Genomic DNA, 13,670 nt, shown 5'->3' on the forward strand with positions numbered 1-13,670 from the left:
TGAAGGCGAACCAGAGGACGATTTTTTGATACACGCTGATCCTCACGAGCGTATGGACGTTTGGTTGATTCCCCTCAAAATGCTCGACGACGACGCCCGCGCCATTCAGCTTGGCGCGGTCGCGGAGTTGGCGGTGGAACCGGGCCAGCGGGAGTTCGTTGGAGATCCACTGCGCATGATGCTGATCTCCTTGGAAGAAGAATCCCGTTTCCCGTACGTCATTGAGGCCGGGGGAGCCGCTGTTGGTGTGCTGACACTCCAGACCGGAGCTGCCACGCTCGCAGGCTGGCCCGATGACGAGTCGGTGTGGTTGCTGCGGGGATTCCTCATCGACACAAAAAGCCAGGGGCGCGGACTCGGTACTTCGGCTGCGCGGGCCGCTGCGGAGGAGGCGCGCAAACTGACCTCGAGGCTGGGTGGCGGACAGGCCGGCGTCGTGCTTTCCGTCAACGAGCGCAACCGCGCAGGGCTGGCCGCTTATGCGAAGGCCGGTTTCGTGGACTCGGGTCGTTATCTGGGCGGCGGTGCCGGACCGCAGCGGACCATGTACAAAGCCTTCGCGTGATCAGGGTTCAGCACCCTCCTTCTATATCGAAGTCAACTAAGGTTGACGATCGCCATTTCGTCAATTATGGTTGACGGCATGGAGGTGGACCGAATGAAAACCCTGGTGGGATCAATGGATGGGATGGGCCCGGCTGAGGCTCTTTACGCTGTTGCGGAGTTGCAAAAGGAAGTGGGTCGCAGGGAGGCTTCGCTGGTGCGGGCCGCCCGGCAATCGGGCTTGTCCTGGGAAGCGATCGCACTTTGCCTGGGCGTCAGTAAGCAGGCCGTGCACAAGAAGTACGGAAAGCAGTAGTCGGCCGGTTTTCCGGTGGAGCCCGATGACGTGCGCTGGCCCCAAAAGCTAAGTGTCCTTATAGACTTCTTATGTATCTGATCTCAAAGCATAGGGGAAGTACATGGAATACAACGGAAATCCGTCCGAGAAGGCCATTCCTGCCGGAGAGCTGGACCGGCGTCACGTGGGCCATTCTGTGAGCTTTCAGCCCAATGACTTCACCGTCGTCTTCGGCACGATTGCGGGCATCGCCAGGACCGAAGCACTTGTGTACCTGTCCCTCGACGGAGTTGCCGGCGGTACCCATCTGAAGGACGAATACGATCTTCCCATCGATAAGAACGTGTACCTTCAGTTGGACCCGTTAGGTAGCGCCGAGAAGGGCCTTTCAGAGGCAGCCTCGTTCGTCAAGGACAAGCTTGACGAGATCACCAGGAACATCAAGGAGCGGGATCAGGGCAAGTCTGAATAGGCCGTTAAAGCAAAGGCCAGCGCCAGTCCTTCCGGACTGACGCTGGCCTTTTTGCTGGTTACAGCGAGTGCACGTAAATGCTAGACGCCGTAGTAGAGCTCGAACTCGTAGGGGTTCGGGCGCAGTGACAGCGGGCGGATCTCATTCTCGTACTTGTAGTCGATCCAAGTATCGATCAGGTCCTGGGTGAAGACGCCGCCGGCCTGGAGGAACTCGTTGTCCTCGCGCAGGGCCTCAAGGGCTTCTTCCAGGGTGCCCGGAGCCTTGGGGATGTCCTTGGCTTCTTCGGCCGGGAGCTCGTAGAGGTCCTTGTCGATGGGAGCCGGGGGTTCAATGCGGTTACGGATGCCGTCAATGCCGGCCATCAGCTGGGCAGCGAACGCCAGGTACGGGTTGGAGGAGGGATCCGGAGCGCGGAACTCGATGCGCTTGGCCTTCGGGTTGGTGCCCGTGATGGGGATACGGATACCGGCGGAGCGGTTGCCCTGCGAGTAAACCATGTTCACGGGAGCTTCGAAGCCCTTGACCAGGCGGCGGTAGGAGTTGACCGTCGGGTTGGTGAAAGCCAGGACAGCGGAAGAGTGCTTCAGCAGGCCTCCGATGTACCAGCGAGCCGTGTCCGAGAGGCCTGCGTAACCCTTTTCGTCGTAGAACAGCGGATCGCCGTTGCTCCACAGCGACTGGTGACAGTGCATGCCCGAGCCGTTGTCACCGAAGACAGGCTTCGGCATGAAGGTGACCGACTTACCCCAGGCATCGGCAGTGTTCTTGATGATGTACTTGAACTTCTGCAAGTCATCAGCAGCTGCGGTCAGCGTGGTGAACTTGTAGTTGATCTCAGCCTGACCGGCGGATCCAACTTCGTGGTGGGAGCGCTCAACCTCAAGGCCGGCCTTGTCCAGCTCGATGCACATGGCGTCGCGAAGGTCGGCCTGCTTGTCAGTGGGGGAGACCGGGAAGTAGCCGCCCTTGACGGGGGTCTTGTAACCGAGGTTTCCGCCCTCTTCCTTACGTCCGGTGTTCCAGTGTGCTTCTTCGGAGTCGATCTTGTAGAAGCTGCCCTGCGGGGAGGACTGGTACTGGATGTTGTCGAAGACGAAGAACTCGGCCTCAGGAGCGAAGAACGCGGTGTCGGCGATGCCGGTGGAGGCCAGGTAGGCTTCAGCCTTCTCAGCCACGCCGCGGGGGTCGCGGTGGTACGGGTCACCCGTGCGGGGGTTGACGATGGAGAAGTTCAGCGCGAGCGTCTTCTCGATGCGGAAGGTGTCGATGAAAGCCGAGGTCACATCCGGGATGAGCTGCATGTCGGACTCGGCGATGCCCTGGAAGCCGCGGATGGAAGATCCGTCGAAGAGCTGGCCGTGGACGAAGAAATCGAGGTCGACGCTCTTGGCCGGCACGTTGAAGTGCTGCTGGACACCAGGGAGGTCGGTGAAGCGGATATCGACGAATTTGACGTCTTCGTCTTTGATGAACTTGAGGACTTCGTCCGCAGTCTTGAACATCTATGCTCCTTATGCATATCAAGTAACAGGCCCGGAAGGCCGCGTGGTGCAGCCCATTCCAAGGGTCCGGAGACACAAAAAGTTCCCCGTGCCATGGTGGCTGGCAACTCATACCACCATAGGGAGATGGGATTTCCCGGGGGTGTCAGTATTGTTTCCGGCAGGTTACAGAATCATCTGTTGTGTAAACGGTAGTCGGCTGTCCTGTGTCCGGTCCATCCGGGTCCGGCAGGCGAACACCCCGGGCATTGCATACCGATCAGGGCTCCCTCGGGTCGGTCGCCAGTCATGCCAGCCGTTAGGCTTGGAGTGTGGTAGATCGAAAAGACATTGGCTCATGGTTGAGCGGTCCGGACACTTCCGGAATCTCCAAATATCCCGGTGAACGGCTTGGCTTGCCAGAGTCCGGCCCCGGCTCCATGGCGCGGGCAGGACGCCGCATCCTGGGAATCGTGGTGGACTGGGCGATCGCACTGGTGATCAGCAACTTTGCCTTCGGCGGTGATGCGTGGGCAACCTTGGCCATCTTCGCTGCGGAGCAGATCCTCCTGATCGGAACGCTGGGGTACAGCATCGGTCACAGAATCGCCGGGATCCACGTGGTCCGCCTGGGCGGCGGACCTGCTGGACCTTTGGCCGCCGTGGTGCGCACCCTCCTTCTGTGTCTTGTCATCCCCGCAGTGGTGTTCGACCCCGATCATCGCGGGCTGCACGACAAGGCGATGAACACGATCCTCATCAGGATGTAAGCGCACCTGACTTCAGCCGGGCCTGCGATAAAGCAACCCAACGAAGAACCGCCCCCGTCTCGTAGTAGAGACGGGGGCGGTTCTTCGTTGAGTGGATCAGCGTCCGCGGGCGGCCTTGCGGTCCGGACGGGCCTTGTAAGGGTCAATGCCCTTAGGGATCGGCAGCCGGTTTCCAAGGGAGTTGATGCGCTTTGAAACCGCGTTGACTTCCACCTTGGTGAGTTCGTTCTTCAGTTTGCCCATGGTCTTGGCCAATTTGTTCAGTGGTACCTGGCCTTCTCCGCGACCGGATTCCAACACGTGGATGGTCACGTTGGGCAGGATGCGCGCGAGGCGCTTACGCTCGGCGTCCACCAACGGCTTGACGCGGTGGGCGGGGCCTTCGCTGACCAGGACGACGCCGGGGCGGCCAATTGCCATGAACACAGCGTCTTGAGTGCGGGGGTTGACAGCAACAGGCTGGTCCTGGGTTACCCATCCGCGGCGGAGAGTCCCCAGTGCCGCGCCGGAAGCGCCTGGCTGGTTCTCAATTTGCGCGAAAGCAGCCTTCTCGGCCCTGCGGGACAGTATGAAGACGGCCGCAAGCAGGCCCAGTGGGATACCAATGATCAGGCCGGTAACCCAGTTCTCCAGCAGGAAGCCGATGAGAAGGGCCACGGCAACCACTGCAAGGAATGCCAGCAGCATGACCCATACAACCTGCGGGTCATTTCGCCGGGTCATTTTGAAGACTTCAGCGATCTGCTTCAGCTGGCTCGGCTTCTTGGCCTTGGCTTCCTTAGGCTTGCGCTGGAACAGCCCACGCTTGGGTGCGTCGGCCGAGGGGGTCGAATTGCTGGAATCAGAGGAGTTCGCCATAGTGCCTTAATTCTACGTGATGGACGCAAAAGGACCGGACGCCAAGATGGTGGCATCCGGTCCTTCACTGTTGTGTGGTTCTTGGCCGCGTTTTTTGGTGTCTAGCTGTGGGCGGCGAGGATGGTGGAGGCTTCCTGGCGGGTGGTGCCGGAGTCCTGGATGCCCTCGGCGATGTGGGCGAGCTCGTCGGGGATGTCCCGGCCCTTCTTCCGCATCGCGGTTGCCCAGAGGCGCCCGGCCCGGTACGAGGACCGCACCAACGGACCGGACATGACGCCCAGGAACCCGATCTCTTCGGCCTCGTGCTGGAGGTCCACGAACTCCTGCGGCTTGACCCACCGGTCCACCGGCAAGTGACGCTCGGACGGGCGCAGGTACTGGGTGATCGTGATCAGGTCACAGCCGGCCGCGTGCAAGTCCCTCAGGGCTTCGGAGATTTCCTCGCGGGTCTCGCCCATGCCCAGGATCAGGTTGGACTTGGTCACCATGCCCAAATCCCGGCCCTGCGTGATCACATCCAGGGACCTCTCGTACCGGAACGCCGGACGGATGCGCTTGAAAATCCTCGGCACCGTCTCCACATTATGCGCGAACACCTCGGGCCTGGAATCACAGATCGCCGCGATGTGCTCGGGCTTGCCGGAGAAATCAGGGATCAGCAACTCCACCCCCGTACCCGGGTTCAGTTCATGGATCTTCCGGACCGTTTCGGCGTACAACCACACACCTTCATCGGCCAGGTCATCACGGGCCACCCCGGTCACCGTGGCGTACCGCAACTGCATCGCCTGCACCGAGCGGGCCACCTTGGTGGGTTCGAACATGTCCACCGGGGAGGGCTTGCCGGTATCGATCTGGCAGAAATCACAGCGCCGGGTGCACTCGGACCCGCCGATCAGGAACGTCGCTTCCTTGTCTTCCCAGCACTCAAAAATGTTCGGGCACCCGGCCTCTTCACACACCGTGTGCAGGCCTTCCTTCTTCACCAGGTTCTTGAGCTGGACAAACTCCGGACCCATCTGGACCTTGGCCTTGATCCACTCAGGCTTACGTTCAACCGGGACCGCCGAGTTACGCTGCTCAACGCGCAGCAACTTACGGCCTTCAGGTGCCAAGGTCACTGGAGTGCTCCTTCGGGTGTGGAAACGAGTGCTTCTTCATGCTTGTTGAATTCTTCAACAAAGCGGTCAACGATGTCGGCAGGGTTGATGGTCCGGCCGGTTTCCAGCGACATGGTGGTGACGCTGGCGTCGGTGATACCACAAGCGATGATCTGCGCATAGGGTGCCAGGTCATTGCTGCAGTTGATGGCCACGCCGTGCATGGTGACGCCGTCCAGGACCCGAATGCCGATCGCGGCGATCTTGCGGTCAGGTCCTTTGTCGTCGGCAAGGATCCAGACGCCGGCCCGGCCCTTCACCGTGACGGCGTTAATGCCGTAGTCGTGCATCACGGCAATCATGATGGCCTCGAGCCGTTCCACGTAATCGCGGATACCGGCACGGTTCTTTAGCTTGAGGATGGGATATGCAATGAGCTGCCCCGGGCCGTGCCACGTCAGTTTCCCGCCGCGATCCACGGGAACTACGGGAGTGCCGTCAAAGGGGCGTTCGTGGTCCTCGGTGAGTTTGCCGGCCGTGTAGACGGCGGCGTGCTCAAGGATCAAGACGGTGCTGTTCTTCTCGCCCGCAACAACTTTGTTGTGGACTTCGCGTTGCAGGTCCCAGCCCTGCATGTAATCAACGAAATCAGGGGCAAGACCCAGTTGTGAAAACTCAAGAGTCATGGGTTCAAGCTTAGACCCCGCAGGAGACGAGCCATGGTTTTGTGGTGAAGCTCTCAGTCGCATCCAGGGTAGTGGGAACGTGCAGCTGGCAATGTCAGTGCCTGTGGATAACTTCTGCGGAAATTCCTGAGGTCCGGTACACCTTGTCTATGGAAACTCTTGACGCTCCCGGGGCCGTGGCTCCCCACGTTCCTGGCTATTCGATATCCCGCCCGCTGGGCCGCGGCAGCAGCGCCACCGTTTGGCTGGTCACGAGGGATAAGGACGGTGCGCGGTTTGCGGTCAAGTGCGCCACGCCTGATGCCTCCGGTGGTGGTTCAAAGGCATTGGCCAAGGTTTCCCGGGACCTGGTCCGCGAGATGAGGCTCCTCTCCGGCCTCAAGCACAAGCACCTCATCGGTGTCCACGAGGTCCTCCACGTGGGTGCGGTTGGCGAGGGGACGCTGGGGATCGTCATGGACTACGCAGCGGGAGGCTCGCTGGGCAACCTGATATCAGCAAGGGGAAAGCTCAGGATCGGAGAAGCCGTGACGATCCTGACGCCCCTTGCCCAGGCATTGGAATACTTGCACGTCAACGGCACCGAACATGGAGATGTGTCACCGGGCAACGTCCTGTTGACTGCGGAAGGGATGCCGCTGCTGGCTGATCTTGGCGTTGCCGCCATGGTGGGCGACACTCCACAGGGGCCAAGTGTCGGAACGCCCGGCTTCATGGAACCACCGGCCCCAGGGTCCGCGAACGGCGGTCTTTCCCGGAACAATCTCCAGCCCCAACGCGACGTCTATTCGCTGGGAGCGGTGGGCTGGTACTGCCTGACGGGGACAACGCCTGGCCCGGAACAGGATCGTCCGCCGTTGTCCCTTCTGGTGCCCGAGGTGCCCAAGGCAATGGCGGCGGCTTTGGAGGCCGCCCTGGACCCTAACCCACAAAATCGCCCCTCGGCCAGGGAACTTGGCACGGCAATCTTCAGAAGTGCTGCTCCCGAGTCGCTCGATCTCTCCGGCGCCGTGCATGCCTCCGTCATTCCTGAATTGCTGACCAGACGCGAGGCCATGGGGCGTTCGCCCCGCCGGGCCACCCGCTGGTGGCAGGCGTTGTGGAGATGGCTGCCGTTCGTGCACGGCGTGGCGCTTCCTGTGCCACACCGCGCGCGCAACCCACTGAGCCGCCCCGGCCGTGAAGGTGGCGGCCGGCCGCTGCTCGTGACGGCGATGGTGGCGTTAATTGCTGTCGCTTCATGGATCACCTGGCAGCAGTTTGGACCGACGACGGCGATCGTCCACCAAGCAGCGGCCGAAACCGGCGTTGCCGATCCCAGCCATGCCGCAGATCCTCGGAACCGCCAGGATCTTCCGCAGGCGCTCTCGGAAGGGCTTCAATCCCAGGACCCCTTGATCGCCGTGCCGGCGTTGTCGGCACTGCGCGACATTGCCTTGGGAGACCGGCGCCTGGACCTTTTGGAGGCCGTGAACGCGCCAGGTTCGCAGGCTGAGGCCGCCGATCAGCAGTTGGAAGATTATCTTCGGGGCGCCGGGACGGCGTTTGCCGGTCTCCACACAACGCTGACAGCCCTGACCCTGGACGGACCCCCGCAGGGAGATCGTGTGCTGGTGGCGGTAACGGCCATGACCTCAGGATATGAGGAACGCCTGGTCTCGGGAGAGATTGTCAGGACCGAGGGCCCAGGGGCGCCGCAGCAACTCCGGCTGGACATGGTTCGAACAGGCGGGCGCTGGCAGATTTCGGGAATCCTGAGCGCCGCGCCCGCTAAGTGATGCCAACCACTGGATGATCGCCCGAACATGCCAGGGGCCCGTGTCAGCGGGCCTCTTGCTGCTTCAGCCATTCCATGGCATCGGGGAGGGTCGGATGCAACCAATGGAAGCCGGCTTCCTGCAGCCGCGACGGCTCCATTCGCTGGTTGGCCATGACGAGTTCGTCTGCCAGCCCTCCCAGAACCAGTTTCAGGGCTGGTCGGGGAACGCGCAGGAAAGCTGGCCTGTGAAAGGCCTTGGCGAGTTCAGCAACGATCGTGTTGACGTCAGCACTCTCCGGGGCGCAGACGTTCACCGGTCCCTCAAGGTTTGCGGTAAGGAGGTAGGCGAGGGCGCGGGCTTCGTCGGCCAATGTGATCCATGGCCAGTACTGGCGGCCATTGCCGAACGGTCCTCCCAGCCCAAGTTTCAGCAAGGGAAGCAGCGGCCCGAGCGCGCCACCGGAGGTACTCAGCACCACGCCGGTCCGGGGGGTTACCACGCGCACCCCGGATGGTGCTGTTCTTGCCATTCGCTCCCATTCAAAGGAAAGATGCCCCAGCACGCCGGTACCCTGGCCTGAATCTTCCCGCAGCACCCCTTCGCGTGAGGCGCCGTAATAGCCGGACGCTGATTGGCTGACAAAGGTGGAAGGGGGGTTGCTGAGCCGCCGCATTGCCGCGGTCAGTGTCTGTGTTGGTCGGAGGCGGGATTCGGTGAGGACCTGAATCCGGCGTTTTGTCCACGGGCGGTCTCCGATGCCGGCGCCCGATAGGTTGACTACGGCATCGGCTCCCTCCAGGACAGACTCATCAAGTTCGCCCTTGTCCGGGTCCCACGCCCATTCACGTGCCGTTTCGGCTGGGCGCCGCACCAGCCGTACTACCTCGTTGCCTTCAGCGGTCAACTGCTCGGCCAGGGCCGACCCGATCATTCCCGAAGCTCCGGACATCACGATTCTCATGACCCATCTCACCATGGCGAACGCTTGTGGTGGAAACGGCGGTGGATGCCGCAGTTCAGTGATGCCTCTTGACTATGATCGAACAATGACCTCCTCCAGCTACCTCCGTTTCCCGCATGTGCACGGCGATCTGGTCACCTTCGTGGCCGAAGACGACATCTGGATCGCACCCCTTTCAGGCGGCCGCGCCTGGCGGATTTCCTCCCAGCAACTGCCAGCCAGGAACCCCAGGTTTACTCCGGACGGCAAGAAGCTGGTGTGGACCACTGTTGTGGGTACGTCACCGGAGGTGGTCACCGCAAACGTCGACGGCGGCGGGTACAGGCAGTTGTCGTACTTCGGGCACAGCACTACGAAGGTTAAGGGATTCACACCGGCAGGGAATGTGGTGGTGACGAGCGCCTTCCAACAGGCCGAAAGCCGCCACACGCACGCTTACAGCCTCCCGCTGGACGGCGGCGCCGCCGTCGAGCTTCCTTTCGGCCCGGTGGAGGCTGTTGCCTTCGGACCCGAAATTGGTGACGAGAAGCCTGTTGTCCTGGCAAGCGTGCTTTCACGCGAGCCCGCTTGGTGGAAGCGCTACCGTGGTGGCACAGCCGGGAAGCTCTGGATCGACGCTGACGGTAACGGCGAGTTTGAGCGGTTGGTGAAGGAGCTCGACGGGAACCTCACCGACCCCCTGTGGATTCAAGGGCGGATTGCGTTTCTTTCGGACCACGAGGGATATGGAAACCTCTACTCGGTGCTTCCGGATGGTTCCGACCTGCGCCGCCACACGGACCATGAGGACTTCTACGTTCGGCACGCCAGCACGGATGGCACCAGGGTGGTCTTTGAATCGGCAGGCGAGCTTTGGATGTTGCCGTCGTTGGCTGCAGAAGCAGAGCCCGTCAAAGTGGACGTCACCCTTGGCTCGGCATCACCGGGTCGCCGCCCCGCGCCGCTGAAGACTTCCGCCCACTTGGGGGACGTCTTCCCCAACTTCACCGGAACTGCCAGCGCCGTGGAATCGCACGGCACCATCCACTGGCTTCGTCACAAGGACGGACCCTCGCGGGTAGTTGAGGCAACCCCGGGAGTCCGCGCCCGGCTTCCCCGGCCTCTTACGGATGGACGGATAGCGTACGTCGCAGACCACGGGGGAGTGGAAGCGTTGTACATCAAGCGCATCGCCGCCCGCCTGGCTGCTGTGGTGGAGGTTCCCGCACCCACTACCGAACAAGCCGCCCCTGCTGCAGAAGAGTCAGCACCTCTGCCAAAGCCCGTTGCCGCATCCAATGTGTTGGGGCACGCAAACGCCCAGGCGGTGAAGCAGCCCGCACAGGCATCGGCCGAGCAAACACACTCCGGAACGGCTGAGGCAAGCAACGTTGTACCATCCCCGGACACCGCGGGCGGTACCGCGGCCAACGAGGCTCCCGTGGCATCGGAAGACTCTGCGGATCTTCGGGTTGAATTCCCTGCCCCTACGCGGACGAGCGCGCTGGAAGCCAGCCCGGATGGACGCTGGATAGCTGTCGGCACGTCCTTCGGCGACGTCTTTATTGCCGATACCGCTGCAGGAACATTGGTGCGGCTTGTCAGCGTTGGTGAAGGCAGCATTGATCAATTCTCGTGGTCCAGCGACTCCCAGTGGCTTGCCTGGTCCGAGCCGGTGACGTCCTTCGGTTCGCGGAGCAAGCTCCGGATTGCCCGGCCGGCAGAGCCTGGTGCAGGCATCATCGATGTCACGGACGGGCGCTTCCGCGACGAGTCTCCCAGGTTCACCCCGGACGGAAAGTTCCTGGCATTCCTGTCCAACAGGAGCTTCGACCCCGTGTACGACGGTCACTCCTTCGACCTCTCCTTCCCGAGTCCCATCAAGCCGTATATGGTGGCTTTGGCCGCGGATACGCCGTCGCCCTTTGGCCCTTCCGTAGACACGCTTGAGGATGCCTCGGCTACCGCGGTCCCGTCCGATAAGGACAAGACCGACGACGGCGAAGCTGCCGCCGTGCGCGTGGACCCGGACGGGCTCGCCCACAGAGTGATTGCTGTGCCGGTACCTCAAGGGAACTACTCCGAGCTGGGTGTTGGCGAGGGTGCCCTGTTGTGGCTCGACACCGAACTTTCGGGAGTCATGGGCGATGGGCGGGGAACCCTCCAAGACAAAAAGTCGGCGCCGTCCCTGGTCCGTTACGACCTCGCCAAGCGCAAGCCGGTCACGCTCGTCAAGGCAGTGGACAGCTACCGGCTGTCGGGTGACCTGAGCCGGATCGTTTACGTGCTGGACAAGCAGGTTACGTCCGTTCCTGCTGAGAACAAGGTGGAAGAGGACTCTGCCGATCTTGTCAAGGTGGAGCTCAACAGGGTTCGGGCCATCATAGACCCGGTGGCGGCGTGGGGACAGGCGTTCGACGAGGCCTGGCGGCTGCAAAGGGACTTCTTCTGGACCGCCGACATGGCGGGCCAGGATTGGGACTCCGTGTACAAGCGCTACCGTCCGATCGTGGACAGGCTCGGATCCCACGATGACCTGGTGGACCTTCTGTGGGAGATTCATGGTGAGCTGGGCACATCACATGCCTACGTCAAACCGACGGCTGTCACTGAGCCCGGGCGAAACGGCCAGGGCAGGCTTGGAGCAGAGTTCCAACTCGGTGCCAAGGGGTGGGAAATCACCAGGATCCTCGCCGGAGAGTCCTCCGACCCGCTGGCCACCTCCCCCCTGACTCGTCCCGGGGTGGATGCCAAGGTGGGCGACGTCCTTCTGGCGATTGACGGCGTCGAGCTTTCGGCGGCCCTAACCCCGGCGATGCAGTTGGTGGGTTCGGCGGGTAGGACTGTTGAGCTGACGCTCCTCAATGGTGATGGCCATGGAGGAGCTGCCGGTGCCCAGCGACGCGTTGCAGTGGTTCCCGTCCGTGATGAGGAGCGGCTGCGATACCAGGATTGGGTCAGGGCCAACCGGCGTACAGTCCGTGAGGCCTCGGACGGAACATTCGGCTACCTGCATGTCCCGGACATGATGGCCAACGGCTGGGCGCAGCTCCACCGCGATCTCGACACGGAGACGGCCTTGGACGGCCTCATTGTGGATGTGCGGCGTAACCGCGGAGGACACACTTCCCAGCTGGTAGCCGAACTGATCGGGCGCAAGGTCACGGGGTGGAGTATGCCGCGCGGTGAAAAGCCTCGGACCTACCCGCACCATGCGCCGCGCGGACCCGTGATCATCCTCGCCGATGAATTTGCCGGATCCGACGGTGACATCATCACCCAAGTATCCAAGCTGCGGGGCATAGGCCCCGTCATTGGTACGCGGACGTGGGGTGGCGTGGTGGGCATCGACAACCGCTTCTCACTCGCCGATGGAACCGGTGTTACCCAGCCAAGATACGCCACGTGGTTCAGTGGCGGGATCGGTTGGGACGTCGAAAACCGTGGTGTGGAGCCGGACATTGAGGTACTGTTCCCGCCGCATGCGTATGCGGCCGGGACGGATCCCCAGTTGGAATACGGAATCGGTGCACTTAAGGAAATGATCCAGGAACTGCCCACCGACCGTCCTCCGTTGCGTGAGGGCTACCGAAAGCTCCGGCCGGCACCGCTGCCGTCACGTCCCCGGAAGGGCTGATAGGCAACCAGGCGCAGAAGAGCCCCGCCGCTTCCCTGAGGGGGAGCGACGGGGCTCTTCCTGGTTTTCGCGCGATGCTGTTCGGTGCTACGCCGTGAGGGTGGCATCCAAGGTGATCTCGATGCTGGCCAGAGCGCCGGAAACGGGGCAGCCGGTCTTCGCGTCTTCGGAGATGCGACGGAAGTCTTCCTCGGAGAGGCCGGGAACCTTTGCGGTCATGGTCAAGTGGCTTCCCGTGATGCCGGTGCCGGGAACAAACGTGACGTCAGCCTTGGTGTTCACTTCCTCTGCGGTGAAACCTTCGCCGGCCAAAGCGTGGCTGAAGGCCATGGAGAAGCATGCGGAGTGGGCAGCGGCAATCAGCTCTTCGGGACTCGTCTTGCCGCCGGACTGCTCGGTGCGCGCCTTCCAAGTGACATCGAACGTGCCCAGACCCGAGCTATCCAGAGTTGTGTTGCCGGCGCCCTCGATCAGGGTTCCGTTCCAAACCGTGTGTGCGGTGCGTGTTGCTGCCATGTCCACTCCTTGGGATCGTTGTGAGTCGGCAACCAGCCTTTGGCAGGTGCCACCGGGATCAATCCTATGGATTTGCCCGCCGGACCGCACGGGCATTCTGCTGACGGTGGATTGTGACCCCCGGACTGGCGTCATGGATACCTAACAACTGACACAGTCCGGCCGGCACAGGGGCCCCGGAAGTTTTGTGTAGCCCGGGCCTAGTTCCAGAGGGTGGCGATGGCGATGTTGATCAAGGCCAAACCGCCTACGCCATGTGCCAGTCCGGTGGACACAGGCTCGCCGTTCTTGACCTTGCGGGCTCCTATGACGGCGAGGACGGCGACGGCAACGCCGATGGCAAACTTGATGCCAAGCTTGAAGTAGCTGGGGTCGGCGTCCGGCAGCAGGGGAATCACACCCATCATGGCGATGCCCGTGAGCAGCTGAAGGAAGGCGCCGTCACGCTGGCGCGGGTGGACGGTGGGGGTCTTGAGAGTGGCGATCCAGTAGCCCACGATCATGGCCGCGCCGACGATGTGCAAGAACACCAGAATGCTGAAGAGAATACTCATGGCCCCAGCTTATCCAGTTGGTTCTACGTCCCGTAGCAAAGCCACGCGGACG

13 protein-coding genes are annotated in these 13,670 nt (G+C 62.2%); 6 read left to right on the top strand and 7 right to left on the bottom strand.

Features of this window, described 5'->3' with window-relative positions; all coding sequences use genetic code 11:
- The first annotated feature begins 52 nt into the window (after positions 1-52).
- The 3 genes from ACZ5J0_RS07850 (at position 53) to ACZ5J0_RS07860 (ending at position 1,313) form a co-directional block, all read left to right on the top strand.
- A complete protein-coding gene (locus ACZ5J0_RS07850) occupies positions 53-565 on the top strand; it encodes a GNAT family N-acetyltransferase (protein ID WP_374206992.1) in 513 nt (170 codons plus the stop codon).
- A 78-nt stretch (positions 566-643) separates the two neighbouring features.
- Complete coding sequence (locus ACZ5J0_RS07855; RefSeq protein ID WP_026542533.1) at positions 644-859, top strand: hypothetical protein; 216 nt, start codon at positions 644-646, stop codon at positions 857-859.
- A 103-nt stretch (positions 860-962) separates the two neighbouring features.
- Positions 963-1,313: a hypothetical protein gene (locus ACZ5J0_RS07860; protein ID WP_142939507.1), complete on the top strand. Its 351-nt coding sequence runs from the start codon at positions 963-965 to the stop codon at positions 1,311-1,313.
- Positions 1,314-1,393: 80 nt separating this feature from the next.
- Here the strand turns inward: ACZ5J0_RS07860 and glnA are convergent, their stop codons facing one another.
- Complete coding sequence (glnA, locus tag ACZ5J0_RS07865) at positions 1,394-2,818, bottom strand: type I glutamate--ammonia ligase (RefSeq protein ID WP_142939506.1); 1,425 nt, start codon at positions 2,816-2,818, stop codon at positions 1,394-1,396.
- Positions 2,819-3,129: 311 nt separating this feature from the next.
- Here glnA and ACZ5J0_RS07870 point away from each other — a divergent pair, with 311 nt between their 5' ends.
- Complete coding sequence (locus ACZ5J0_RS07870; protein ID WP_142939505.1) at positions 3,130-3,567, top strand: RDD family protein; 438 nt, start codon at positions 3,130-3,132, stop codon at positions 3,565-3,567.
- Between the two features lie 96 nt (positions 3,568-3,663).
- On the opposite strand, the gene ACZ5J0_RS07875 is transcribed toward ACZ5J0_RS07870, so the two are convergent.
- The 3 genes from ACZ5J0_RS07875 to lipB all read right to left on the bottom strand — a co-directional run bounded on the left by ACZ5J0_RS07875 (position 3,664) and on the right by lipB (position 6,211).
- Positions 3,664-4,425, bottom strand: coding sequence for a DUF4191 domain-containing protein (locus ACZ5J0_RS07875; protein ID WP_464094530.1), 762 nt, complete (start codon positions 4,423-4,425; stop codon positions 3,664-3,666).
- 101 nt (positions 4,426-4,526) lie between these two features.
- Positions 4,527-5,546, bottom strand: a complete 1,020-nt coding sequence (lipA, locus tag ACZ5J0_RS07880) for a lipoyl synthase (protein WP_250820924.1) — start codon at positions 5,544-5,546, stop codon at positions 4,527-4,529.
- The gene (gene lipB / locus ACZ5J0_RS07885) at positions 5,543-6,211 is read right to left on the bottom strand and encodes a lipoyl(octanoyl) transferase LipB (RefSeq protein ID WP_142939502.1); all 669 of its coding nucleotides are present in this window, start codon (positions 6,209-6,211) and stop codon (positions 5,543-5,545) included. The genes lipA and lipB overlap by 4 nt, the downstream gene beginning before the upstream one ends.
- A 149-nt stretch (positions 6,212-6,360) precedes the next feature.
- On the opposite strand from lipB, the gene ACZ5J0_RS07890 reads away from it, so the two are divergent.
- A complete protein-coding gene (locus tag ACZ5J0_RS07890) occupies positions 6,361-7,989 on the top strand; it encodes a serine/threonine-protein kinase (protein ID WP_464094531.1) in 1,629 nt (542 codons plus the stop codon).
- A gap of 43 nt (positions 7,990-8,032) precedes the next feature.
- Here ACZ5J0_RS07890 and ACZ5J0_RS07895 read toward each other — a convergent pair whose 3' ends face one another.
- Positions 8,033-8,932, bottom strand: coding sequence for a TIGR01777 family oxidoreductase (locus ACZ5J0_RS07895; protein WP_223942300.1), 900 nt, complete (start codon positions 8,930-8,932; stop codon positions 8,033-8,035).
- A gap of 85 nt (positions 8,933-9,017) precedes the next feature.
- Between ACZ5J0_RS07895 and ACZ5J0_RS07900 the strand changes: the two genes are divergently transcribed.
- Positions 9,018-12,548 carry a S41 family peptidase gene (locus tag ACZ5J0_RS07900; RefSeq protein WP_464094532.1) on the top strand — a complete coding sequence of 1,177 codons (3,531 nt, stop codon included), beginning with the start codon at positions 9,018-9,020 and terminating at the stop codon, positions 12,546-12,548.
- Positions 12,549-12,635: 87 nt separating this feature from the next.
- Here ACZ5J0_RS07900 and ACZ5J0_RS07905 read toward each other — a convergent pair whose 3' ends face one another.
- Both ACZ5J0_RS07905 and ACZ5J0_RS07910 read right to left on the bottom strand, forming a co-directional pair.
- On the bottom strand, positions 12,636-13,064 hold the full coding sequence (locus tag ACZ5J0_RS07905) for an OsmC family protein (RefSeq protein ID WP_142939498.1): 429 nt from the start codon (positions 13,062-13,064) through the stop codon (positions 12,636-12,638).
- 200 nt (positions 13,065-13,264) lie between these two features.
- The gene (locus ACZ5J0_RS07910; protein ID WP_142939497.1) at positions 13,265-13,618 is read right to left on the bottom strand and encodes a hypothetical protein; all 354 of its coding nucleotides are present in this window, start codon (positions 13,616-13,618) and stop codon (positions 13,265-13,267) included.
- Positions 13,619-13,670 lie beyond the last annotated feature (52 nt).

The organism is Arthrobacter sp. DualSoilB13, assembly GCF_055389195.1.

Coding starts and splice junctions, on each gene's coding strand:
- ACZ5J0_RS07850 (WP_374206992.1), top strand. CDS start 53: ATGGACGTTTGGTTGATTCCCCTCAAAATGCTCGACGACGACGCCCGC.
- ACZ5J0_RS07855 (WP_026542533.1), top strand. CDS start 644: ATGGAGGTGGACCGAATGAAAACCCTGGTGGGATCAATGGATGGGATG.
- ACZ5J0_RS07860 (WP_142939507.1), top strand. CDS start 963: ATGGAATACAACGGAAATCCGTCCGAGAAGGCCATTCCTGCCGGAGAG.
- glnA (WP_142939506.1), bottom strand. CDS start 2,818: ATGTTCAAGACTGCGGACGAAGTCCTCAAGTTCATCAAAGACGAAGAC.
- ACZ5J0_RS07875 (WP_464094530.1), bottom strand. CDS start 4,425: ATGGCGAACTCCTCTGATTCCAGCAATTCGACCCCCTCGGCCGACGCA.
- lipB (WP_142939502.1), bottom strand. CDS start 6,211: ATGACTCTTGAGTTTTCACAACTGGGTCTTGCCCCTGATTTCGTTGAT.
- ACZ5J0_RS07890 (WP_464094531.1), top strand. CDS start 6,361: ATGGAAACTCTTGACGCTCCCGGGGCCGTGGCTCCCCACGTTCCTGGC.
- ACZ5J0_RS07895 (WP_223942300.1), bottom strand. CDS start 8,932: ATGAGAATCGTGATGTCCGGAGCTTCGGGAATGATCGGGTCGGCCCTG.
- ACZ5J0_RS07900 (WP_464094532.1), top strand. CDS start 9,018: ATGACCTCCTCCAGCTACCTCCGTTTCCCGCATGTGCACGGCGATCTG.
- ACZ5J0_RS07905 (WP_142939498.1), bottom strand. CDS start 13,064: ATGGCAGCAACACGCACCGCACACACGGTTTGGAACGGAACCCTGATC.
- ACZ5J0_RS07910 (WP_142939497.1), bottom strand. CDS start 13,618: ATGAGTATTCTCTTCAGCATTCTGGTGTTCTTGCACATCGTCGGCGCG.